The 22,399-nt window shown below is 71.2% G+C and carries 20 protein-coding genes; 9 read left to right on the top strand and 11 right to left on the bottom strand.

The features are described 5' to 3' along the window. Positions 1-407 precede the first annotated feature (407 nt). Positions 408-791 (top strand): VOC family protein, encoded by a 384-nt coding sequence (locus ACTMTI_RS19870; RefSeq protein WP_441121891.1) that lies wholly within the window; start codon positions 408-410, stop codon positions 789-791. A gap of 87 nt (positions 792-878) precedes the next feature. Here the strand turns inward: ACTMTI_RS19870 and ACTMTI_RS19875 are convergent, their stop codons facing one another. After that, positions 879-2,033, bottom strand: coding sequence for an MFS transporter (locus ACTMTI_RS19875; RefSeq protein ID WP_441121892.1), 1,155 nt, complete (start codon positions 2,031-2,033; stop codon positions 879-881). 59 nt (positions 2,034-2,092) lie between these two features. On the opposite strand from ACTMTI_RS19875, the gene ACTMTI_RS19880 reads away from it, so the two are divergent. From ACTMTI_RS19880 to ACTMTI_RS19915, 8 genes are all read left to right on the top strand, one after another. Then, positions 2,093-3,055 carry a transcriptional regulator gene (locus tag ACTMTI_RS19880; protein WP_441121893.1) on the top strand — a complete coding sequence of 321 codons (963 nt, stop codon included), beginning with the start codon at positions 2,093-2,095 and terminating at the stop codon, positions 3,053-3,055. Between the two features lie 196 nt (positions 3,056-3,251). After that, a complete protein-coding gene (locus ACTMTI_RS19885) occupies positions 3,252-4,280 on the top strand; it encodes a LacI family DNA-binding transcriptional regulator (RefSeq protein ID WP_441121894.1) in 1,029 nt (342 codons plus the stop codon). Beyond that, on the top strand, positions 4,277-5,638 hold the full coding sequence (locus ACTMTI_RS19890; RefSeq protein ID WP_441121895.1) for an ABC transporter substrate-binding protein: 1,362 nt from the start codon (positions 4,277-4,279) through the stop codon (positions 5,636-5,638). The genes ACTMTI_RS19885 and ACTMTI_RS19890 overlap by 4 nt, the downstream gene beginning before the upstream one ends. A 38-nt stretch (positions 5,639-5,676) precedes the next feature. Then, positions 5,677-6,546 (top strand): carbohydrate ABC transporter permease, encoded by an 870-nt coding sequence (locus tag ACTMTI_RS19895; RefSeq protein ID WP_441121896.1) that lies wholly within the window; start codon positions 5,677-5,679, stop codon positions 6,544-6,546. Next, positions 6,543-7,457 (top strand): carbohydrate ABC transporter permease, encoded by a 915-nt coding sequence (locus tag ACTMTI_RS19900; RefSeq protein ID WP_441121897.1) that lies wholly within the window; start codon positions 6,543-6,545, stop codon positions 7,455-7,457. The genes ACTMTI_RS19895 and ACTMTI_RS19900 overlap by 4 nt, the downstream gene beginning before the upstream one ends. A 26-nt stretch (positions 7,458-7,483) precedes the next feature. Next, positions 7,484-9,562, top strand: a complete 2,079-nt coding sequence (locus ACTMTI_RS19905) for a beta-galactosidase (RefSeq protein ID WP_441121898.1) — start codon at positions 7,484-7,486, stop codon at positions 9,560-9,562. 273 nt (positions 9,563-9,835) lie between these two features. Further along, complete coding sequence (locus ACTMTI_RS19910; RefSeq protein ID WP_441121899.1) at positions 9,836-11,131, top strand: non-reducing end alpha-L-arabinofuranosidase family hydrolase; 1,296 nt, start codon at positions 9,836-9,838, stop codon at positions 11,129-11,131. Between the two features lie 147 nt (positions 11,132-11,278). Continuing rightward, a complete protein-coding gene (locus ACTMTI_RS19915) occupies positions 11,279-12,310 on the top strand; it encodes a leucyl aminopeptidase (RefSeq protein ID WP_441121900.1) in 1,032 nt (343 codons plus the stop codon). Between the two features lie 4 nt (positions 12,311-12,314). Here ACTMTI_RS19915 and ACTMTI_RS19920 read toward each other — a convergent pair whose 3' ends face one another. From ACTMTI_RS19920 to ACTMTI_RS19965, 10 genes are all read right to left on the bottom strand, one after another. Beyond that, the gene (locus ACTMTI_RS19920) at positions 12,315-13,157 is read right to left on the bottom strand and encodes an alpha/beta fold hydrolase (protein ID WP_441121901.1); all 843 of its coding nucleotides are present in this window, start codon (positions 13,155-13,157) and stop codon (positions 12,315-12,317) included. Next, a complete protein-coding gene (locus ACTMTI_RS19925) occupies positions 13,150-13,812 on the bottom strand; it encodes an isochorismatase family protein (protein ID WP_441121902.1) in 663 nt (220 codons plus the stop codon). The genes ACTMTI_RS19920 and ACTMTI_RS19925 overlap by 8 nt, the downstream gene beginning before the upstream one ends. Next, complete coding sequence (locus ACTMTI_RS19930) at positions 13,805-14,437, bottom strand: SRPBCC family protein (protein ID WP_441121903.1); 633 nt, start codon at positions 14,435-14,437, stop codon at positions 13,805-13,807. The genes ACTMTI_RS19925 and ACTMTI_RS19930 overlap by 8 nt, the downstream gene beginning before the upstream one ends. Continuing rightward, positions 14,434-14,931: a (2Fe-2S)-binding protein gene (locus ACTMTI_RS19935; RefSeq protein WP_441121904.1), complete on the bottom strand. Its 498-nt coding sequence runs from the start codon at positions 14,929-14,931 to the stop codon at positions 14,434-14,436. The genes ACTMTI_RS19930 and ACTMTI_RS19935 overlap by 4 nt, the downstream gene beginning before the upstream one ends. After that, positions 14,928-17,261, bottom strand: coding sequence for a xanthine dehydrogenase family protein molybdopterin-binding subunit (locus ACTMTI_RS19940; protein ID WP_441121905.1), 2,334 nt, complete (start codon positions 17,259-17,261; stop codon positions 14,928-14,930). Before ACTMTI_RS19940 ends, ACTMTI_RS19935 begins: the two co-directional genes overlap by 4 nt. Continuing rightward, entirely contained in the window at positions 17,258-18,058 is an 801-nt protein-coding gene (locus tag ACTMTI_RS19945; protein ID WP_441121906.1) for an FAD binding domain-containing protein, read from the bottom strand. Before ACTMTI_RS19945 ends, ACTMTI_RS19940 begins: the two co-directional genes overlap by 4 nt. Continuing rightward, positions 18,058-19,440 carry an MFS transporter gene (locus ACTMTI_RS19950; protein ID WP_441121908.1) on the bottom strand — a complete coding sequence of 461 codons (1,383 nt, stop codon included), beginning with the start codon at positions 19,438-19,440 and terminating at the stop codon, positions 18,058-18,060. Before ACTMTI_RS19950 ends, ACTMTI_RS19945 begins: the two co-directional genes overlap by 1 nt. Positions 19,441-19,532: 92 nt before the next feature. Next, on the bottom strand, positions 19,533-20,810 hold the full coding sequence (locus ACTMTI_RS19955) for an FAD-dependent oxidoreductase (protein WP_441121909.1): 1,278 nt from the start codon (positions 20,808-20,810) through the stop codon (positions 19,533-19,535). Positions 20,811-21,051: 241 nt separating this feature from the next. After that, entirely contained in the window at positions 21,052-21,552 is a 501-nt protein-coding gene (locus ACTMTI_RS19960) for a MarR family winged helix-turn-helix transcriptional regulator (RefSeq protein ID WP_441121910.1), read from the bottom strand. A 45-nt stretch (positions 21,553-21,597) separates the two neighbouring features. Next, entirely contained in the window at positions 21,598-22,362 is a 765-nt protein-coding gene (locus ACTMTI_RS19965) for a helix-turn-helix domain-containing protein (RefSeq protein WP_441121912.1), read from the bottom strand. Between the last annotated feature and the right edge of the window lie 37 nt (positions 22,363-22,399).

A 22,399-nucleotide genomic window follows, 5' to 3' on the forward strand; every position in this document is an offset into this window, starting at 1 on the left:
CGGCCACCACCCGTTGCCTCACTACGTGCTTCACCACGGGACCCCACCCCGAGCGGTCCTCTCGCTGATCGCTCGGGCGTGTCCGACGAGCATGGATTGCTTCGGAAGACGGCCCGTCGCTCCGGCGCGGGTCGGACACGATCGAGCCCACGGCGAATCACGACAGGACCCCCGGCCTGCCCCTGAAGCCGTCTCGTCATCAGTGCGCGGGCGGTCGTGCAGGCGCGGGGACTCGACGGCCTCGCCGTCGCGACGGCCGGTGCCCTGCTCGACGGCGCGGGCGTGCATTCATGATCAGGCCGGGCGCAGGCTGCGTTGATCGAAAGTAGGCTGCTCACGTAGTTGAGCTGTGTCCGCGGCGACGCGTCGCGTGCGAAGGGAGCCTCACGATGCCGCCCCGTCTTCGGGTGAACTCCGTGACGATAGGAACATCGCAACCGCGTGAACTCGCGCGCTTCTACTCACAAATGCTGGGGCTGCCCGTGACGGCGGAAGAAGGGCCGGCGCCGGGCGAGCCCGCCGAGGCGGGCTGGGCGCAGATTCGGCCACCCGAGCATATGACTGCTGCGACCCTGAACTTCGAGTACGAGCACTGCTATGCCCGCCCGGTGTGGCCGAGCGTCGCGGGGAAGCAGACTGCCTCACAACATCTCGACATCGAGGTCGACGACCTGCCTGCGGCCGTGGAGTGGGCGGTGGCTTGCGGTGCGGTGCCGGCCGAGTTCCAGCCGCAGGACGATGTCCGGGTGCTGCTGGATCCCGATGGGCATCCTTTCTGCCTCTTCCTTTGAACTGATGGCGACGGCGCCGATGACGCCGAACGCGACAGCCGATCGGTGATCAGGGGTCCTCATGCTGAGCCATCACCACCATTGCGGCTAAGACCGTAATCCATCGGCCAGGGCCAGCGTGACCGCCACGGACAGTGCCGCCATCACCGCCATGGCCGTCGTCGCCGATGTGACCTGCGCGACCGCCCCCGCGAGCGCGGCGCCCACGCCCTGCATGGTGAGCATGCCCGAGGAGTGCAGCCCCAGGGCGTGCCCGCTCATCTCCTCCGGCGTCAGGGTCATCAGACGCTCCTGCAGCAACAGGCTCGCCGCGTACCCGGCCGACGCCAGCGCGATGGCCACCGCCGCCACAGGAACACCGGGCTCCAGCGCGAAGACCAGATACGGTATGGCCAGCAGCAGGCGCAACGGGGCGCCGAGCCGTCCCCGCCACTCGGCCGGGATGAACCGGCCCACCAGCGTGTCCCCCGCCAGCATGCCCGCAGCCGCCACGGCGAACAGCAGCCCCGCGTGCTCAGGCGCGTAGGGGACGAAGAGCGACTCGCAGCCGACGATCAACCCGTTGGGTACCCACAGCGCGAGGTACACGTAGCGGCGAGGCGCGGACGACCACAGCCGCGCGTTCGTCCGCCAGGTCGCGGCGGCCGACGGCCGCCCAGTGGCCCGCGGCGGCCTGTCGCTGAGCCCCCACCGGATGATGGCCGCCTCGGCGAGGTAGAGCGCGGCGCTGACGAGCAGAGTGCCGCGCGCAGACAGCCCGGCCACCAGTACACCGCCGGCCGCGAACCCGCAGATCTGCAGGGCGCCCACAGTCATGTTCATCACCGACCGGCCCAGCAGGTATCCGTTTCGCGGCAGGATCTCGTTGAGCAGCCCCCACTTCACCCCGCCGCCCAGCGAGGCGACCACCCCGAGCCCCAGCACGACCGCGAAGACCGCCCACACCGGCAGCCCCGGCGCGGCCAGCACGGCGGTGCCCAGGCCGAAGGCCAGCGCGATGCCGGTCAGCGCGGCCCGGGGCGGCAGCCGGTCAGCGGCCGACAGCAACGCCGTCGCCCCGATCACCTGCGCCAGGGACGGTCCGAACATGCTCAGCGCGGCGAGCAGCGGCGAACGCGTCGCCCCATAGACGAGCACGCCCAACGCCAGACCGCTCACCGTTGAGGCCGCCACCTGCGCGGACGTCGCCACGAAGAGCGGCGTGAACTCGGGCGTCCGCAGAAGCTGTCCATAGGTTCGCATGGCCGACAGCCTCAAGGTCCCGCCCGCCCAGGCGTTACAGTTTCGCCAGGAGGCGAAACATGGGGTGGTGGCAGCTCAACGCCGACACGCTGGCGGGCAGCAGGTTCGTTGTCTCGCCGCTGGCCGAAGCCACCGCGAGCCTGATCGCCCTGGCGGCCGGGACGGCCGCGCACCCAGCGGAAAAGGTGTGGCTCTCCACCCATCTGCCCGCCTACCGCGAGCGGCTCGACCCCATCACCGCGCTGCTCGTGCGGGCCGCGCTGGGGCACGAGTGGATCGCCGACTTCTGCACACCCCCACCTACCGCGGACGAGCGCACCTTCGCCGAAGAACTGGACCGCATCCGCCGGACACCGCCGGAGGTCGCTCGCGCGGATGTGGCCGTGTCCATGCGTGGTTCGCTCCCCGCCGAGCTCAACCGCTCCGATCTTCCCGAACGCATCGCTGACTTGCTGGAGTGGGTGTGGACACGGACCGTGCTGCCCGACTGGCCGCGCCGTCGCCGCGTCATCGAGGCCGACATCGTCTCCCGCACGGCCCAGCTCAGCCAGGGCGGCTGGGCCGCGGCTCTGCAGGACCTGCGCCCCGGCATGCGCTGGCTGGGTGACAGCCGCCTGCAGATCAACGCCTACGACTACCCGCCACGGGAGATCTCCGGCGCCCGGCTGCTGTTCATCCCGGTCACCCCCGGCCATGCCTGGGTCACGTGGGATGAGCCCCACCTGTACGCCGTGATCTACCCGTGCTCGGGTGTGCTGGCCGAAGCGGGCCGGGCGCCGGTGCCCGAGGCGCTGGGCAGGCTGCTGGGGCCCGCGCGGGCTGGAGTTCTCGTCCTCCTCGACACGCCGAAAAGCACCACTCAGCTCGTGGCGCTGACCGGGCAGGGTCTGGGGTCGGTAGGCCGCCACCTGAAGGTGCTGCTCGACGCTCACCTGGTGCGGCGCCGCCGGGCCGGGAGGTCGGTGCTGTACTACCGGACGGAAGCCGGCGAGGTTTTGGTCCGGGCCCAAAGCCGCTCATGACGTGCCGGCGACGCCCCCGTACAGCCGTCTCGTGGCCCCGGGGGCCGGATCGGATGGGCCGGGCCCGCTCGAGAAACATCGCGGAAACACCCCCTTGACAAGTGGCATGCCCGAAATGGAGGGTTATGGCACACCTCCCTGACTACGTAGTCAGAGAGCCAACGTCTGTCTGACTACGTAGTCAGAGGAGCCCCCCATGATGTCCGAGCCCAGGCGCCGTCCCCCGCGCAGCACCGACGTCGCGCGGCACGCGGGCGTGTCGCAGAAGACCGTCTCCCGGGTGCTGAACGGCGAGCCCTATGTCAGCGCCGAGGTCCGGGAGCGGGTGCTGGCGGCGGCGCGCGAGCTGGGATACCGGCGCAACACCGCCGCCCGCGCGCTCAACCTGGGCCGCTTCCACCGCATCGGGGTGGCCTCGCTCGGCACCCCCCTTTACGGCCCGGCCTCCCTGCTCGTCGCGCTGGAGCGGCGGGCCAGGGATATCGGGTACGCGCTCAGCGTCGTCCACACCCTCGAAGGCGAGCCCGGCGGCATCGTCAAGGCCGTCGAATCCCTGCTGGAGCAGGGCGTGGACGGCATCGTGCTGTCCGAGCCGATCGACGAGGGCCAGGCGCTGCGGATCGACACGGACGTCCCGGTGCTCAGCTTCGGCGAGTTCCCCGGCCTGAACGGGCCGCATGTGGTGATCACGGGAGAGTCCGGCGTGGCTGCCGGCCGGGTGGCGACCGAGCACCTGCTCGGCCTGGGGCACGCCACCGTCTGGCACTTAGCGGGACCGAGCCGGTGGTGGGCGGCGCGGGACCGGGCGCGCGGCTGGCGGCAGGCGCTGGCCGCCGCGGGCGTCCCCGAGCCGCCGCCGCTCGAGGGCGACTGGTCCCCCGCGTCCGGATACGCCGCGGGGCGGATCCTCGCGGCGGATCCGGAGGTCACGGCGGTGTTCGTGGCCAATGACGACATGGCGATCGGCGTGCTGCGCGCCCTGGCCGAGGCCGGCCGCGCGGTGCCCGCGCAGGTGAGCGTGGTCGGGGTGGACGACATCCCGTCCGCGGCGTACCTGTCCCCGCCGCTGACCACCATCCGCCAGGACTTCGCGGCGACCGCCGCGCACGGTTTGGCACTCCTCATCGATCGGATCGAGCGCGGCGCCGGCCCGGCGACCCACGACGACCTCCCCGCGCACCTCGTGGTGCGCCGGTCTACCGCACCCCCCAAGGAGAAAGCATGATCAAGACACCGACCCGATGGCTGGCCGCCGCGGCCGCCGCCACCCTCTTCCTCGCCGGCTGCGCCGGCGGTGCCGGAACCCAGCAGCAGGCGGCGGGCAAGCCTCCGAGCGCCGTCAGCCAGGCCGACATCGACAAGGCCATGCAGACGCCTACCGAGCTCACTTTCTGGACCTGGGTCCCGGACATCCAGAAGGAGGTGGCGCTGTTCGAGAAGAAGTACCCCGCCATCAAGGTCAACGTGGTCAACGCGGGCCGGGGCGAACCGCAGTACACCAAGCTGCGGACCGCGCTGAAGGCGGGCAGCGGCGCGCCGGACGTCGTGCAGATCGAGTTCCAGTACATCCCGACCTTCACCATCACCAACGACCTGATGGACCTGCGGCCGTACGGGGCCGAGGCGCTGAAGGACAAGTTCGTCGGCTGGACGTGGGGCCAGGTGAGCGGCAAGAACGGCGAGGTGTGGGCGATCCCGCAGGACACCGGGCCGATGGGCATGCTCTACCGCAAGGACATCTTCGACAAGCACGGCATCCAGCCGCCCAAGACGTGGGACGAGTTCGCCGCCGCGGCCAGGAAGCTGCACGAGGCCGACCCGGACGTCTACCTGACCAACCTCGCCCCTAACCAGAACGGCGCCTGGATGGGCCTGCTGTGGCAGGCCGGCGGAAAGCCGTTCCAGATGCAGAGCGCCGACCAGATCTCGGTCAACGTCAACGACGCGACCACCAAGAAGCTCGCGAGCTACTGGGGCGGGCTGGCCAAGGAAGGCGTCATCTCCACCGACACCGACTTCACCGACCAGTGGTATCAGGCGCTCAACAAGGGCAAGTACGCCACCTGGCTGACCGCAGCCTGGGGCCCGGTCTTCCTGGCCGGCAACGCCAAGGACACCAGCGGTAAGTGGCGGGCCGCGCCGCTGCCGCAGTGGGCGGCCGGTGAGAACAAGTCCGGCAACTGGGGCGGTTCCACCAGCGCCGTCATCAAGTCGACCAAAAATCCCATCGCCGCGGCCAAGTTCGCCGAGTTCCTCAACACCGACCCCGAGTCGACAAAGATGATGGCGAGCGAGCAGTTCCTGTTCCCGCCGACCAAGGAACTGCTGACTGACAAGTCCTTCGTCGAGGACAAGCCGGAGTTCTACGGCGGGCAGCAGGTCAACCAGCTCTTCGCCGGCATCAGCGACACCGTCTCCACCGACTTCACCTGGCCGCCGTTCCTGGACCAGACCGTCAGCGACTGGGACGAGACCGTGGGCAAGTCGCTCGCCGACAAGAGCGACCCGTCGGCCGCGCTGGACCAGTGGCAGCAACGCATCACCACGTACGCCGAGCAGCAGGGCTTCAAGGTCGCCAAATGAACCCGCGAGGGAGTGCCGTCGCCTGGAGGAGTGAGGCCGTGAACACGCGCAGGGCCAGGATCGGTTACCTCTTCGTGGCGCCGTTCCTGATCGTGTTCGTCGCCATGCTGGTGGTGCCGCTGGCCTACGCCGGCTACCTGAGCCTGTTCAGGGAGCAGCTGATCGGCGGCGTCACCTTCGCCGGGCTCGACAACTACGTCCGGGCGCTCACCGACGAGCGGCTGCTCGACGGCGTGCTGCGGGTGGCCGGGTTCTTCTTGGTCCAGGTGCCGATCATGCTGCTGCTGGCGCTGGTGTTCGCGCTCGCCCTGGACAGCGGGATGCTGTGGCTGTCGCGGTTCATCCGGCTCGGCATCTTCCTCCCGTACGCGGTGCCGAGCGTGGTGGCCGCGCTGATGTGGGGCTACCTGTACGGCCAGGACTTCGGCCCGATCACCCAGCTCACCGAGGCGCTGGGCCTGCCGGCGCCGAACCTGCTCGGCGAGGACCTGATGCTCGGCTCCATCGCCAACATCGTCTCCTGGGAGTTCACCGGCTACAACATGATCATCCTGTACGCGGCGCTGCGGGCCATCCCGTCGGAGCTGTTCGAGGCCGCGGCGGTCGACGGCGCCGGGGCCTGGCGGACCGCCTGGAGCGTGAAGATCCCCGCGCTCCGCCCGGCCCTGCTGCTGACCCTGATCTTCTCGGTCATCGGCAGCTTCCAGCTGTTCAACGAGCCGCAGCTGCTGCAACGGCTGGCCCCGAACGTCATCGACAGCGCCTACACCCCCAACCTGTACGCCTACTCCCTGGCCTTCACCAGCCAGGACGTGAACTACGCGGCGGCGGTGTCGTTCCTGCTGGGGATCGTCATCGTCGTGGTGTCCTACACCGTCCAGCTCGCCGTCACCAGGAGGCGGACATGACCACCACCACCGCGACGCCGCCGGTGAAGGCGGTCCCCCGGGCGGTGACCGGCAACGCCGCGGGCCGCCGGCGCAGCCCCGTGCTCACGCTCGGCATGCTCGCGTTCCTCATCTATTTCCTGCTCCCGCTGTTCTGGCTGGTCGTGGCTTCGACCAAGACCACCGGCGACCTGTTCTCCAGCTTCGGGCTGTGGTTCGGCCGCGACTTCGCACTGCCGGGCAACATCCAGCGGGTGTTCACCGCCGACGGCGGCGTCTACGGCCGCTGGCTGCTCAACACCGTGATCTACGCCGTGGTGAGCGCGGGCGGGGCGGCGCTGCTGGCCGCGCTCGGCGGGTACGGGTTCGCCAAGTTCCCCTTCCGCGGCAACAAGGCGCTCTTCGGCCTGGTGCTGGGGGCGATCATGGTGCCGAGCACGGCGCTGGCCATCCCGACGTACCTGATCTTCGCGCAGATCGGCCTGGTCAACACGCCGTGGGCGATCATCCTGCCGTCGCTGGTCAACCCGTTCGGGCTCTACCTCATGCGGGTGTACGCGGCGGACGCGGTGCCGGACAGCCTGCTGGAGGCCGCCCGCATCGACGGCGCCGGCGAGTTCCGGATCTTCTGGCAGGTGGTGATGCGGCTGCTCGCGCCGGGCTTCGTCACCGTGCTGCTGTTCACGCTGGTGGCCACCTGGAACAACTACTTCCTGCCCCTGATCATGCTCAACAACCCCTCCCTCTACCCCGTCACCGTCGGCCTGGCCAACTGGGCCGCGCAGGCGTCGGTGGGCAGCGGCAGCAGCGGCGAGGTCATCCCCCTGGTGGTCACCGGCTCGCTGCTGTCGATCGTCCCGCTGGTCGCGGCGTTCCTGATGCTGCAGCGCTACTGGCAGAGCGGGCTGGCCGCCGGCGGGGTCAAGCAATGAGCGGTCAACCAATGAAAGGAACACACGTGCCGCGAGTGCTCTTCGGCGCCGCCTACTACCCCGAATACCACCCCGGCGACCTGCTGAAGACCGACCTGGACCTGATGGCCGAGGCGCGCTTCTCGGTGATCCGGGTCGGCGAGTCCGTCTGGTCGACCTGGGAGCCGGAGAACGGGCGCTTCGACCTGGACTGGCTGCAACCGGCCCTGGACGGGGCGCACGAGCGCGGCATCTCCGTCATCCTGGGCACCCCGACGTACGCGGTGCCGCCATGGCTGGCCCGGCTGTATCCGGAGATCGCCGGCGAGCGGGCCACCGGCTCGCGCATCGGGTGGGGCGCCCGCCAGGAAATGGACTTCACCCATCCGGCGTACCGGTTCCACGCCGAGCGGATCATCCGCAAGGTCGTCGAGCGCTACGCCGATCACCCGTCGGTGATCGGGTTCCAGGTCGACAACGAGCCGGGGCTCCATCTGCTGCACAACCACGGCGTCTTCCAGCGGTTCGTCGACTGGCTGCGGGAGCGGTACGGCGACGTGGAGACGCTCAACCGGGAGTGGGGCCTGGTCTACTGGTCGCACCGGCTGTCGGCCTGGGCGGACCTGTGGACGCCCGACGGCAACGCGCAGCCCCAGTACGAGCAGGCCTGGCGGCGTTTCCAGGCCGACCAGGTCACCGAGTTCATCGCCTGGCAGGCCGACATCGTGCGGGAGTACGCCAGGCCGGAGCAGTTCGTCACCACCTGCATCTCCTACGAGCGGCCCGGAATCGCCGACGACGAGCTGACGCGGCGGCTGGACGTCGCCGCCGGGAACCCGTACTACGTCATGCAGGACGGGTTCGCCGTGCCCTCCGCCCCGGATTCGCCGCAGAGCTGGACGACCCATGACACGTGGGCGTTCTACCTCAGCGCCGACCGGATGTTCTCCTCCCGGCAGGCGCCGTTCCTGGTCACCGAGACCAACGCGCAGGCCATCGGGCCGTCGTGGGTGAACCAGCCGGCCTACGACGGGCAGTGGCGGCAGGCCGCGTGGGCGCTGGTGTCCCGGGGCGCGAGCATGGTCGAGTACTGGCAGTGGCGGACGCTGGTGTTCGGCACCGAGACGTACTGGGGCGGCGTGCTGCCGCACAGTGGCCGGCCCGGGCGCACCTACCGGGAGATCGCCCGCATCGGGGCCGAGCTGGAGACGGCTGGCGCGCTGGTCGCGGACCTCACTCCCGATGCCGATGTCGCGATGCTGTACTCCATGCCGAGCAAGTGGGCGCTGGCCGCCCAGCCCGCGCTGGCGCTGCCGGACGGCGAGCCGGATCGGCGGTCCTACCTGGCGATCTTCGATCCGTTCTATCGGGGCGCGTTCGAGGCCGGGCTCCAGGTGCGGGTGCTGCACGCCGGGCAGGCGGTCGCGGCGGAGCCGGGCGAGGTGGCGGCGCGGCATCCGGTGCTCGTGGCCGCCGGGCTGTACGCGGCCGACGACGCCACGCTGGACTGGCTGGCGGCCTACGCCGCGGCGGGCGGGCATCTGGTGCTCGGGCCGCGGACCGCGTACGCGGATCATGAGGCGCGGGCCCGCCGCGAGGTGCAGCCGGCCCGGCTCGCCGGGGCCGCCGGCGTCTGGTACGACGAGTTCAGCAACCTCGCCGCCGACCTGCCCGTGCGCGCGCCCGCGGGCTCGCCGCTGGCGCTCCCGGCGGACGCCGCGGGCACCCGCTGGGCCGATGGTGCGCACGCGGAGGGCGCCGAGGTGCTCGCGGGTTACGACCATCCGCATTTCGGCCAGTGGGCGGCGGTGACCACGCGGGCGCACGGGGCGGGCCGGATCACCTACGTCGGCACCGTCCCGAACCCGGCCCTGGCCGCGACGCTGTTCCGCTGGCTCGTGCCGGACGCCGGCCCATGGGGTGCGATGCCGGTGGGCGTCACCTCGACCGGCGCCACGGCGGCGGACGGGCGGCGGCTGCGGTTCCTGCACAACTGGACGTGGGAGGAGAAGACCGTTCCGGCGGGCGCTTCGGTGCGGGACGTGCTCACGGGCACCGCTCATGAGGCGGGCGAGCCGCTGGCCCTGGGCCCGTGGGACGTGCGCGTGCTGCTGGAGTGGCCGTAGCCGCGGCGAAAGTTTCATGTACGGGTGAGGCCCCATCAAGCGAACGCTCCTGGTAACACGCCGGAGCACGGCGGGCGGCGAAACTTTCGCTTGATGGGGCGAAACCTTTCTGGGACGGTGATGCAGGTCTGTCGGACTCCCGGGAGGACACCGTGCACCTCGCCCGCCCTCGGTTCTGGATCAGCGCGGCGCTCGCCGCCCTCGTCACCGCAGTCGGACTGCTGACCGCCCCCATCGCGCAGGCCGCCCCCCGGATGCCGCGTCACCTATAGCGTGAGCAACCAGTGGCCTGGCGGTTTCGGCGCCAATGTTAGCGTTACCAATCTCGGCGACCCGCTCACGAGCTGGCGCCTGACCTGGTCGTTCACCGCCGGGCAGACCATCACCCAGCTCTGGAACGGCACCGTCGCCCAGTCCGGCGCCCAGGTCACCGTCACCAACGCCGCTCACAACGGCTCGCTGGCCACGGGCGCGAGCGCCGGGTTCGGCTTCAACGCCTCCTGGAACAACGCCGACAACCCGGTGCCGGCCGACTTCGCGGTCAACGGCACGCCCTGCACCGGCTCGCCGACCGCCTCCCCCACCGTCACCCCCACCGGCGGCACCAGCGCGCCGCCCAGCAGTTTCCGCTGGCGCTCCAGCGGCCCGCTGATCGGCCCCAAGTCGGACGCGAGCCACAGCATCGCCGCCGTGAAGGACCCGTCGGTGGTCTTCCACAACGGCCGCTGGCACGTGTTCGCCAGCACCGCGAGCACGGCGGGCGGCTACAACCTGGTCTACCTCAACTTCACCGACTGGGCCCAGGCCGGGGCCGCGCAGCAGCACTACCTGGACCAGAGCGCGATCGGCACCGGGTATCGCGCGGCGCCGCAGGTGTTCTACTTCGCCCCGCAGAACAAGTGGTATCTGGTCTACCAGACCGGCAACGCGTCGTACTCGACCACCACCGACATCAGCAACCCGCGCTCCTGGAGTGCGCCGCAGCACTTCTACTCGAGCATGCCGGACATCATCCGGCAGAACATCGGCTCGGGCTACTGGGTCGACATGTGGGTCATCTGCGACACCGTCCACTGCTACCTGTTCTCCTCCGACGACAACGGCCACCTCTACCGGTCGCAGACCACGGTGGCGAACTTCCCCGACGGCTTCACCAACACGCAGATCGTGCTGCAGGACTCCAACAAGTACCGGCTGTGGGAGGCCAGCAACATCTACAGGGTCAAGGGCACCGACCAGTACCTGCTGCTCGTCGAGGCCATCGGCTCCGACGGCAAGCGGTATTTCCGCTCTTGGACCTCCACGAGCATCGGCGGCACGTGGACGCCGCTCGCCGACACCGAGAGCAACCCGTTCGCCCGCTCGAACAACGTCACCTTCGACGGCACGGCCTGGACCAGGGACATCAGCCACGGCGAGATGATCCGCGACGGGGTGGACCAGACGCTCACCATCAGCCCGTGCCAGATGCGCTATCTCTACCAGGGCATGGATCCGAACGCCACCGGCGAGTACAACAAGCTGCCCTGGAAGCTCGCCCTGCTCACCCAGACCGACTCCACCTGCTGAGCGGGCCTGTCCCCCGCCGTGCCCGGCACGGCGGGGGAGACGCTTCAGCGACGGCGTGTGACAAGTACGTTTCGCCCCTTGCGCCGGCCGACTAGTCCGTGTTCGGATTAATTGGATCGTCCGTGTCCGGACTAACAGGAGGGGTCGATGGACCAGAACCTGCTGAACGAGATCTGCCTGCGCCAGCTCACGCTCAGCGGCGTGCACGAGGGCGAGACGGTGGCGGTCCTGTCGGAGGGCGCCGAACGCCTGGACTACGCCGACGCGTTCCTCTACGCGGCCAAGCGCCTCGGAGCCGCCGCCTACCACCTGCGCCTCCCCGCCCCCGCGGGCGCATCGGGCGCCTGGGCGGTCGGGCAGTCGGAACTGGCCGCCAACCCCTTGGCCGTGGAGGCGCTCAAGCAGGCCGACATGCTCGTCGATCTGAAGTTCCTGCTGTTCAGCAAGGAGCAGTTCGCCATCCAGGACGCGGGCACCCGGATTCTCACCGCCGTCGAGCCGGCGCCGCTGCTCGCCCGCCTCATGCCCACCCCCGAGCTGCGCGAACGGGTCGAGGTCGGGGCCGAGCTGCTGAGCAAGGCGGGCACGATGCGCATCACCAGCCCGGCCGGGACCGACGTCACCTACCGCCTCGGCGTCTATCCGACGATGAGCGAGTACGGCTACACCGACCAGCCGGGACGCTGGGATCACTGGCCCGCCGCGTTCGTCTTCACCGGAGGCGCCGACGACGGCGTGGACGGCACGATCGTGCTGTCCCCCGGCGACGTGCTGCTTCCGTTCAACACCTACGTGCAGACGCCTGTCACCCTCACCATCGAGCAGGGGTTCATCACCGACATCCGCGGCGGCCTCGACGCCGACCTGCTGTCGTCCTACATCACGTCGTTCGGCGACCCGCGCGGCTACGGGATGTCCCATGTCGGGTGGGGGCTGGACGAGCGGGCTCACTGGCACGGCCTGATGCAGTTCCCCGGCGGGATGGGCATGGAGCTGCGCTCGTTCTACGGCAACGTCATGTTCTCCATCGGCCCCAACAACGAGCTGGGCGGGCCGAACGACACCCCCTGCCACTTCGACATCCCCATGCGCGGCTGCAGCCTCTTTCTCGACGACGAGCCCGTGGTCGTGGACGGCGACGTCGTCGTGCCGGAGATGCGCCCGGCCGGCCGGCGCTGACGCCTCAGGCCACCAGCTCCCGCAGGATGTCGCGGACGGCCTCCAGGCCGCCCCGCGGGTTGTCCCAGAAGACCATGTGCCCCGCGCCGGGGATCTCCACCAGGCGCGCGGCGACGTTGGCCCGGGCCGCCTCCCGCGCGCCGTCGGCGGTCACCACCGGGCTGTCCGCGCCGTAGACCAGGACGGCGGGCGCGGGCACCGACGGCCAGAAGTCGAAGAAGTCCTCGCTCTCGAAACCCCGATGGGTGGCGGCGACGGCCTCGTCGCCGCAACTGGCCAGCCAGCGCGCCCGCAGCTCCTGCTCCCGCCGGGGCCAGCGGGGCCAGGACCGGGCGACCTCGTCGGCGTCGGTCCCGCGCCGCGCCTGCTGGAGCTGGCTCTGGAAGGCGGCGAGCGTGGTCGGGTACGGCCCACGCCCTGGACCGCTCATCGGTGGGTCCACGAGCACGGTGCCACGCAGCGCGACCTCGCCCTTGGCGGCCGTCAGCCCCGCGATGCGCGCCCCCATCGAGTGGCCCAGCAGCACGGCGCCGTCGAGCCCGAGCCGCGTGATCACCGCCTCGGTGTCGGCGGCGTAGTCCTCCAGCGTGTACGACGGGCCGTCGTCGGACAAGCCGCGGCCCCGCACGTCCAGGACGATCGGACGGACCAGGCCGGTCAGCTCGCGGGCGACGAAGTCCATGGCGATCGCCGGGCTGGTGATCCCGGGCAGGACGAGCAGCGGCACGCCGTCGCCGCCGTAGTCGAGGGCGTGCAGGCGGATCGGGCCGGCGGCGACCCACCGGCTGCGCGCGGGCACGCCGGCGAGATCGGCGAGCGCCGGCTGGGTGAGGGCGCGTTCAGACATCGAGGGCAACTCCTTGAGCGAGGTAGTCGAGGGCCTGCGCGAGGTCGATGACGTCGCCGTACTTGGCGTGGATGTCGAACAGGCTCGCCTCGTGCGGGCCCGGCGCGCGGTCGCCGACGCATTCGCGCGGCACCAGCACCGAGAAGCCCGACTGGACCGCGTCCACCGCCGTGGCCCGTACGCAGCCGCTGGTGGTCGCGCCGCAGACCAGGACGGTGTCGCGGCCCAGCCCGGTCAGGACCGCGGCGAGGTTGGTGCCGAAGAACGCGGAGGCCCCCTTCTTCACCACCACGACGTCGCCGGCGCGGCGCGGCAGCCGTTCGTCGATCGCCACGGCGGGGGTCCCCTCGCGCATCGCGCGCATGCCGGGCGCCTTGTGCAGCCAGGTCACCGCCTCGCCGTCGGCCTCGGCCGGGGTGTAGGCGATCGTGGTGAAGACGACCGGCGCGCCTGCCGCGCGGCCGTGCCCGATGAGCGTCGCGGTGGCGCCGACCACCTCCGACAGATCGGATCCCGACGGGTAGGCGGGATCGGTGAAGCCGTTGGTGAGGTCCACGACGACGATCGCGGGACGCTCGCCCCGGCGCACCGGGGCGCCGAATCCGGCGTGCGCGTAGGTGTCGTCCGTCCGCCGGCCGTACATGCCGTCAGCCACGACGCAGCTCCTTGATCAGCTTGGCCTGGGCGCGGACCTTGCCGATCAGCCAGCCCTGGAAGAGGCCGGCCGCGAAGGCGGCGGCGATGGGCGCGTACTTGGCCACGCCGGCGGGCACCAGCATCGCCGGCCCGACCGGCTCCGGTGCCGGCGCGGTGGCGGGCTGCGGGCCGCCGGAGCGCTCGGACTCGATCAGGGCGGCGAGGTTGCCGGCGAACTGCCGCAGCAGCTGGTCGGAGACGGCCGCGATCGCGCCCTTGCCGAACTGGACGATCTTGCCTCGGATCAGCAGATCGGTGCGCACCTTCAGCACCGCGCCGCCCGGCGCCTCCGCCACCGTGAGGGTGACCTCGGCCTCGGCGTCGCCGCTGCCGTGGGTGTCGGCGCCCCTGCCCTGCAGCCGCAGGCGGCGCCGGCCGGGATCGACCTCCAGGAACCGTACGGTCCCCGCGTACGTGGCGGTGATGGGGCCCACCTTGACCTTGACGCCGCCGCGGTAGGCGTCGCCGTCACGGCCGTCGAGCGCGGCGCCCGGCAGGCAGGTCACGACCCGTTCCACGTCGTTGATCAGCGCGAACACCTCGTCAGGCGAGCCGTTCACGGCGATCTCGTTGTCCAGGATCATCGAGGTTCCCCCACTTCGCCGCGCCGTGTCCGGGCGCAGTCCTCTATCGCGTCGACGATGGTCTGGTAGCCGGTGCACCGGCAGAGGTTGGCCGACACGACCTCGCGGATCTCCTCCCTGGTCGCGCCGGGGCGCTCGGCGAGGAAGCCCTCGGCGAGCATCAGGAAGCCGGGCGTGCAGAACCCGCACTGCAGGCCGTGGTGAGTGGAGAAGGCCCGCTGCAGGTCGGTCAGCTCGCCGCCGTCGGCCAGCGACTCGACCGTGCGGATCTCCTGGCCCTCGGCCTGGGCCGCGAAGATCAGGCACGCGCGCGCCGGAGCGCCGTCGAGCAGCACGGTGCAGGCGCCGCAGACGCCGTGCTCGCAGCCGACGTGCGTGCCGGTGAGGCCGAGGTGGTGCCGGAGCACGTCCACCAGCGTGTGCCGGGACTCCACCACCAGATCGTCGTGCCGCTCGCCGTTCACCGTCAGGCTGATCAGCAGTTGTTCCGTCATTCGTGCGCTCCGATCGCGCGCTGGACCGTCTCGGGCCGGATGGGGGTGTCGTCGAGTTCCACCCCGGTGGGGCGCAGGGCGTCGTTGACCGCGTTGAGCACCGCCGCGGGGGCGCCGATCGTGCCACCCTCCCCGGTGCCCTTCGCCCCGCTCTCGGTGAACGCGGACGGGGTCTCCAGATGGCGGATCTCGATGTCGGGGATCTCGTTCGCGGTGGGCACCTTGTAGTCGATGAAGCTCGCGCACGACGGCTCGCCCTGCGCGTCGTACGTCACCTCCTCGAACAGCGCCCCGGCGATGCCCTGGGCGATGCCGCCGCGGCACTGCCCCTCGACGACCTGCGGGTTGATGGCGACTCCGCAGTCCTCCACGCAGACGTAGCGCAGCAACTCCACCCGGCCGGTGCCGGGATGCAGCTCCACGACCACGCCGTGGGCGGCGTTGGAGAACGTGCCGTCGCCGGGCACGTCGAAGGACGCGCTCGCGGTCAGGCCGGGTTCGGCGTCCTTGGGGAGCAGGTGGGCTTTCAGGTAGGCGATGCGGGCCAGCTCCCGATACGCCAGAGCCCGCCCGTGGTCGTCGCGCCTGCGTACGCGCCCGTCGCGCAGTTCGACGTCGTCGCTCTCCAGGAAGTACGCGCCCAGGTGCCGGAGCCGGTCCGCCAGCTTGGTGGCCGCCCGCGCGACCGCGCTGCCGCCGATGGTGGCCGACCGGCTGGCGAACGTGCCGAACCCGTAGACGACCCGGTCCGTGTCACCCTGATGGATCTTGACCTGGGCGAGGTCCAGGCCGAGCCGGTCGGCGACGATCTGGGCCAGCGTGGTCTCGTGGCTCTGCCCGTGGCTCATGGTCCCGGTCGTCACGGTCACGGCGCCGGTGAGGTCCATGGTGATCTCGGCGAGGTCGAAGCCCGGCACCACGGCCATCTTGCGCTTGGCGAACGCGCCGGAGCCGTAGCCGGTGCGCTCGCTGAAGCAGGAGTAACCGATGCCGAGGAAGCGTCCGTCCGCGGCCGCCCGCTCCTTGCGCTCGTACCAGCCCTCGTCCCGGAGGATCCGCTCGCAGAGGTTCAGGGATTCCAGGTAGGAGCCCGGATCGTAGGTGACGTCGTTGATCCCGGTGTAGGGGAACTCGGTGATCAGGTTCCGCCGCCGGATCTCCACCGGGTCGAGCTCCAGCTCGCGGGCGGCCCGCTCGAAGACCCGTTCCATGACCATGACGATCTGGGGCCTGCTGACGCCCCGGTACGGCGCCGACGGCGCCTTGTTGGTGGTGACGGCCCGGCCGCGCACCCGGTAGGCGGGCACCCGGTAGACGCCAGGCAGCTCCGCCGACGCCATCAGCGGCTCGATCCCGGCGGTGAACGGGTAGCAGGAGTAGGCGCCCATGTCGCACACCACGTCGGCGTCCAGGGCGAGGATCGTGCCCTGTTCGTCGAACGCGGCGCGTACGTCGTAGCGCTGCTCGCGGGCCAGGAACGAGGCGGTGAGCGCGTCGCGACGGTCCTCGATCCACTTCACCGGACGGCGCAGCCGCAGGGCGGCGGCCGCCGCGGCGATCTCCTCGCGGCCGACGACGCACTTCTGCCCGAAGCCGCCGCCCATGTCGGGCACCACCACCCGGACGGCCCGCTCGCCGAGGCCGAGGCACTCGGCCAGCACCGTGCGGACCTGGTGCGGGACCTGGGTGCAGGTCTGCACCAGGAGCTGTTCCGCGCGCGGGTCCCAGGTCGCGAGGACGCCCCTGGTCTCCAGCGGCAGCGCGTTCTGCCGGCCCGTCCTGGACCGCACGCGCACCACGTGAGGGGCCGCGGCGAAGATGTCGTCGATGCCCTCGGTGGCGAACATCGACACGTCCACCAGCGTGTTGGCGGCCGCCGCGGCGTGCACGAGCGGCGCGCCGGGAGCGAGCGCCTGCTCCTCCGAGAGCACCGGCGGGTCGGCCTGGTAGGTCACCCTGGCGGCCTCCAGGCCGTCCTCCGCGGAGTACGGGTCCGCGGCGAGCACGACGGCGATCGGCTCGCCGACGAAGCGGACCCGGTCGCGGGCGAGTACGGGCATCGCGGTCGGCACGAACTCCGAGGCAGGCCGGTCGAGGACGGCCGTGACGTCCCCGATCGGCAGATCCTCGGCGGTGAACGCGGCGACGACTCCCGGCACGGCCAGCGTCGCCGACAGATCGACGCCGGTCACCGCCCCGTGGGCGATCGTGCTGCGGACGAACTGCGCGTGCAGCATGCCGGGAAGGTGGAGGTCGTCGACGAACCTCCCGTTCCCGGTCAGCAGCCGCGGGTCCTCCCGCCTGGCGACCGATCTCCCTACCCAGCTCATCGCAGCATCGCCTCCTCGCAGGACTGGATGATCAGGGTCCTGGTGAGGGCCCTGTGGTAGTCGCTCGGCGGGTCGACGGCCGCGGCGGCGGCCTCGGCGCATTCGGCGAACGTGCCGCCGCGCGCGAGCACCGCCTCCGCCTCCGGGACCCGCACCGGCACGGGGGCCACCCCGCCCAGCACGACGCGCTCGGCGTCCAGGTCGACGGCGGCGGCCACGGTGGCGTAGTCCCCCCGCCGCTGGGCGAACTCGGTCAGCGCGGCGTGCGGGGCGGGGCGCGGGAAGACGACCTCGACGATCATTTCCGCCGGCTCCAGCGCCGTGGTGAAGAAGCCGCGGAACAGCTCTTCCGCCGGGATCAGGCGGAGCCCGGCCGCCCCCTGGACGACGACCTCGGCGCCCAGCAGGACGGCGAGCAGGCACCACTCGGCGGTGGCCTCGCCGTGGGCGAGGCTGCCGCCGACCGTGCCGCGCGTGCGGATGGGCAGGTGCCCGATCCAGCTCATCGCCTCGCGGAGCACGGCGAAGCCGGGGCCGAGGGGCGCGTTCTCCACCTGGTGGTGGGTGGTCAGCGCCCCCAGCCGCAGCATGCCGCCCTCGTCGCGGATGTAGGCGAGCTCGCCGCGCAGGCCGCCGAGGTCGACCAGGTGGGAGGGGCGGGCGAGGCGGAAGTTCATCATCGCGACCAGGCTCTGGCCGCCCGCGAGGTATTTGGCGTCCTCGCCCAGTTCGGTGAGCAGGGAGACCGCTCCGCCGACGTCCCGGGCGCGGTGGTAGGTGAACGGAGCGGGTTTCATCACGTCCCCATGGGCACCGCGTCACCGGTGGGCTCGATGATGTGGTCCAGCTTCCGGCCCTTGGTCTCCGGCGCGGCGACGGCCATCCACAGCACGACCGCCAGCACCACGACGCCGAGCACGACGAAGGTCATGGTCAGGCCCAGCGTGGGCCAGAGCAGGCTGCCGAAGATCAGCGGGATAAAGCCGGAGGCCACCCGGCTGGCCGAGGAGGCCCAGCCGAACCCGCTGGCCCGGATGCGGGTCGGGTAGAGCTCGGCGATGTAGGCGTACAGCACCGGGATGGCGACCTGGATGAGGAAGCCGAAGGCGCCCAGCCACACCAGTGCGGCGGACCTGATGTCGAGGGACGCCGCGAAGGCGACCATTGCGGCCGCGGCCAGCGGCGCCGACACCCCGATCACCCACTTGCGGCCGACGGCCTCGATCAACCAGGCGGAGACGAGCACACCGATGATGCCCACCGCGCTCATCAGGGTGGTCCTGGCGAAGGCCGCGTAGTCGCTGTAGCCCCCCGCCTTGAGGATCGTGGGCATCCAGCTCAGCGCCACGTAGTAGGTGGTCATCACGGTGATGAACAGCAGCCAGGCGACGGAGGTCACCCGCGGGCTGAAGCTCCAGACCTGGCGGAGCTGGCCGAGCGCGGCCCGCATCTTCCCCGAGCCGGCCGCTTCGGTGGCCGGGGCCTCGATGACGTACGGCTCCGCGGCGGCGCCGGTCCTGGCGACCAGGTCGTCGATGACCGCGCGCGCCTCCTGCTCACGGCCGTTCTTGGCCAGGTAGAGGGGCGATTCGGGAATGCCGCGGCGGACCCAGAAGAGCAGCAGCGCGGGCAGGATCATCACGGCGAGCATCCAGCGCCAGTTGCCCTGCACCGGCGACAGCACGGTGGCGACCACGCCGCACAGCGTCGCGCCGACCGGCCACCAGACGTCCATGGCGGCCAGGATCTTGCCGCGCAGCCGGCTCGGCGAGAACTCTCCCACCAGCGCGTAGTCGACGGGGATGCAGCCGCCGAGACCCACTCCGGCCAGGAAGCGGAAGGCCAGGAAGACGCCGTAGGTGGGGGCCAGGGCGCCGACGACGGAGAAGAGCGCGAAGATGAGCAGGGTCAGGCTGAAGGCCCGCTTGCGGCCCACCCGGTCGGCGATCGTGCCCCACATGACCGCGCCGACCGCCATGCCGATGAGGTTGGCGGTCGCCACCAGGCCCCTCTCGGCGACCGACAGGCCGAACTCGGTGCCGAGCAGTGGCGTGAGGAACCCGTTGAGCGCGACGTCCCAGGCGTCGAACATGTAGCCGAGGCCGCCGATGATGAAGATCCGGCCTTGGACCGGCCACTTCCACGGCAGGTCCTGGACGATCTGGTCTCCTGTTTTCATGGTTTTCCACCCGATGTGAGGTATTGGGGGACGGGAGCGCGGTTGGGCGCGCATCCCTGAGGGTGGCCGGACCGGCGGTTCCGGAGGCCCGGTCAGTTGTGGAACTGGTAGGAGAAGGTTTCTTCGTCGGGGTCGTTCAGCGGGGTGCCACGCCACAGCCACTGGTAGGAGACGTCGGACTCGCCGTCGAACCGCTTGAGTTTCTCGTCGCGTGCCCGCTGCTCAGGCCCGTCGGGCAGGTGGTAGAAGGCCATGTTGCGCCAGGCGGCGTCCTGCACCATCCCGGCGTGCTTGGCGCGGCGCGCCACATACCGAATGAGGGCGGCCCGGATCCCCTCGACGGGGACGGCGCCGAGCTCCTCCGCGAGCACGGCCGCGTCCTCCATCGCCTGTGAGGCGCCCTGCGCCTGGTAGGGCAGCATGGCGTGGCAGGCGTCGCCGAGCAGGGCCACGTGGCCGTCCACCCACACCGGGTCGCGGCGGCGGTGGTACATGGCCCACGCGGAGATGTCGCCGTCGGCCTTGGAGAGCATCGCGGCGACCCGGTCGTCCCAGCCGGGGAAGGCGTCGATCAGCTCGTCCACCGTGGCGGGTACGGTCCAGCGCTCCCGCACCTCGGGCGAGCAGGGCACGATGGCGACGACGTTGAGCCACTCCCCGCCGCGGATCATGTAGTGGACCAGATGCCGGTCGGGGCCGTACCAGATGGTGCTCTGGAAGCGGTCCACCAGCCAGCGCGTCGCCGGATCCGCGGCGATCTTGTCTCCCGGAATGAGCACGCGGTAGGCCATCTCGCCGGAGAAGACCAGATTGGCCGGCAGGCCGAGCGCCTCGCGTACCTGGGACCGGATGCCGTCCGCGCCGATCAGGACGTCCGATGCGTACCGCTCCCCCGCGGCGGTGACCGCGGTGGGCCGGGCCGGGTCGCTCCGGTCGATCGACACGAACGTGCTGCCGGTGCGCACGTCCACCACGGGGCCGGGCCGGTCCTCGGCCATGCACGCGTCGAGCAGCACCTTGTGCAGGTCGGCGCGGTGGTAGTGCCAGTAGGGGGCGTTGTACTCGCGCTTGCAGAACTCGCCCAGCGGGGTCAGGCCGATCACGCTGCCGTCCTGCCAGCGGCGGCGCACCTGGTCGAGGGGCTCGGTGTGGATCTCCTCGAGGGCGGCCCGCAGCCCGAGCCCGAGCAGGATGCGGCTGGCGTTCGGCGCGGTCTGGATGCCGGCGCCGACCTCGCCCAGGTCGGGGGCCTGTTCCAGGACCGTGACCCGCAGGCCGCGCTGCCGCAGGGACAGCGCGGCGGTCAGCCCGCCGAGGCCACCGCCGACGATCGTGACGTGGAACGACTGACTCACCTGGCTCGCCGCCAAGGCTCCTCCGTGTGATCTCGGATGCCTCCTCCGCGACGAGGCCGGCATCGGTCCAGTCGATCTCCGGGCATGCGGAGCACAGCCATCCCGCCATCGCAGCAGGTCCATGGGCTGCGCCCGGACAAAACTAATCCGAACACGGACGATCCGGAAAGGCAAGGGGTGGGCCTGGATGTAACTCCAGCGCAACGGGAAGCGGGGACGCGACACCCGCGCGTTACCCCGCCGCCCACAGGCGACGTCACTCGTCGCCCAGGAGCGCCTCCCACTGGGCCGCCAGCGCCGTGATCTCGCGCAGCATGCGCTGCCGTTCGGCCTGGGAGTAGCCCTTCAGCAACTGCTCGTCGAGCTCCCGGGCGCGCCGGTTGACCTCCCGCAGGCGCTGTGCCCCCGCCTCGGTCAGGTGCAGCAGCTTGCGGCGGCCGTCGTGCAGCGCGGTGTGCCGGACGATCAGCCCGTTGTCCTCCAGCCGGCGGACGATGTCGGCCATCGTGGACCGGTCGAGCGCCACCGACGAGGCGAGCGACCCCTGGTCCACGCCGGGATAGTTGTCCACCGCGGTGAGCACCGCGAACTGCGGGCCGGTCAGGACCGGGTCGACCGCGCGCGTCCACAAGGCGACATAGGACTGGTAGAGCCGCCGGGCCACGTAGCCCGGCGCGGCGAGCAGCTCGGCAGGGGTCGTGATCGCCTCGCCACGGCCTTCCCTGGCCGCCGTCGTTTTACCCGCTTCACGCGCCATGCCCCTACCTAATCATGGACCCGCAGGACATCCTGAATCGCGCCGCTACGGGTGAGCGCGTTCGCGGAGGGCCCGGGGAGAGGCGCCGAGCTCGCGGCGGCAGGCCTTGTTGAACGCCTGCAGATCCGCGATCCCCACGGCCGCGGCGATCGCGGGGATCGCCAGCGTCGACTCGCGCAGCAGGTGCAGGGCACGGGCCAGGCGCCGGCGGCGGATGTAGGCCACGACGGTGTGGCCGGTCTGCGCGCGGAACAGCCGGGTGAGATGGTTGTGGGAGACCCCGGCGGCGCGGGCGATCTCGGGCACGGTCAGCGGCACGGCCAGGTCCGCCTCGATGTACTCGATCGCCGCGGCCACGACGGCGTGCGGGCTGCCCGCCACGGGCAGGTTCGCCACCCGCCACAGCACGGTCCACACCTCGGCCGAGGCGCGCGCCCGGGTGTCGGGGACCGCGGCGATGGCCTGCCGCAGCGAGGCGGCGATGAGCGGCGCCTGGTCCCCTGCGTCGCGCATGACGGGGACGACCCGCCGCTCGCCGTCGCCGGGCAGCCGGAAGTGCGCATACAGGTGCTCCGACCTGCCCTGATAGTGGTAGTGGACCTCGGCGCCCGGCGGGATCAGGCTCACGTGGCCGGGCCTGATCGGATGCACGGCGCCTTCGAGCACCAGCTCGGCGGCGTAGCCGTACAGGTGGAGCTGCCACAGGTCGGGCAGCCTGAACACGTCGTGCGCGCTGACGACGCCGTGCACGCCGACACCCGCCCCGGCCACTACGGGAGGGTCGGACAGCGCGAGGGGCACCCGATACATAGCTGCATATATAGGTGAAAACCAACCACTAGTCGAT

Origin of the sequence: Nonomuraea sp. H19, from assembly GCF_052068215.1 — a bacterium.
GTDB lineage: Bacteria > Actinomycetota > Actinomycetes > Streptosporangiales > Streptosporangiaceae > Nonomuraea.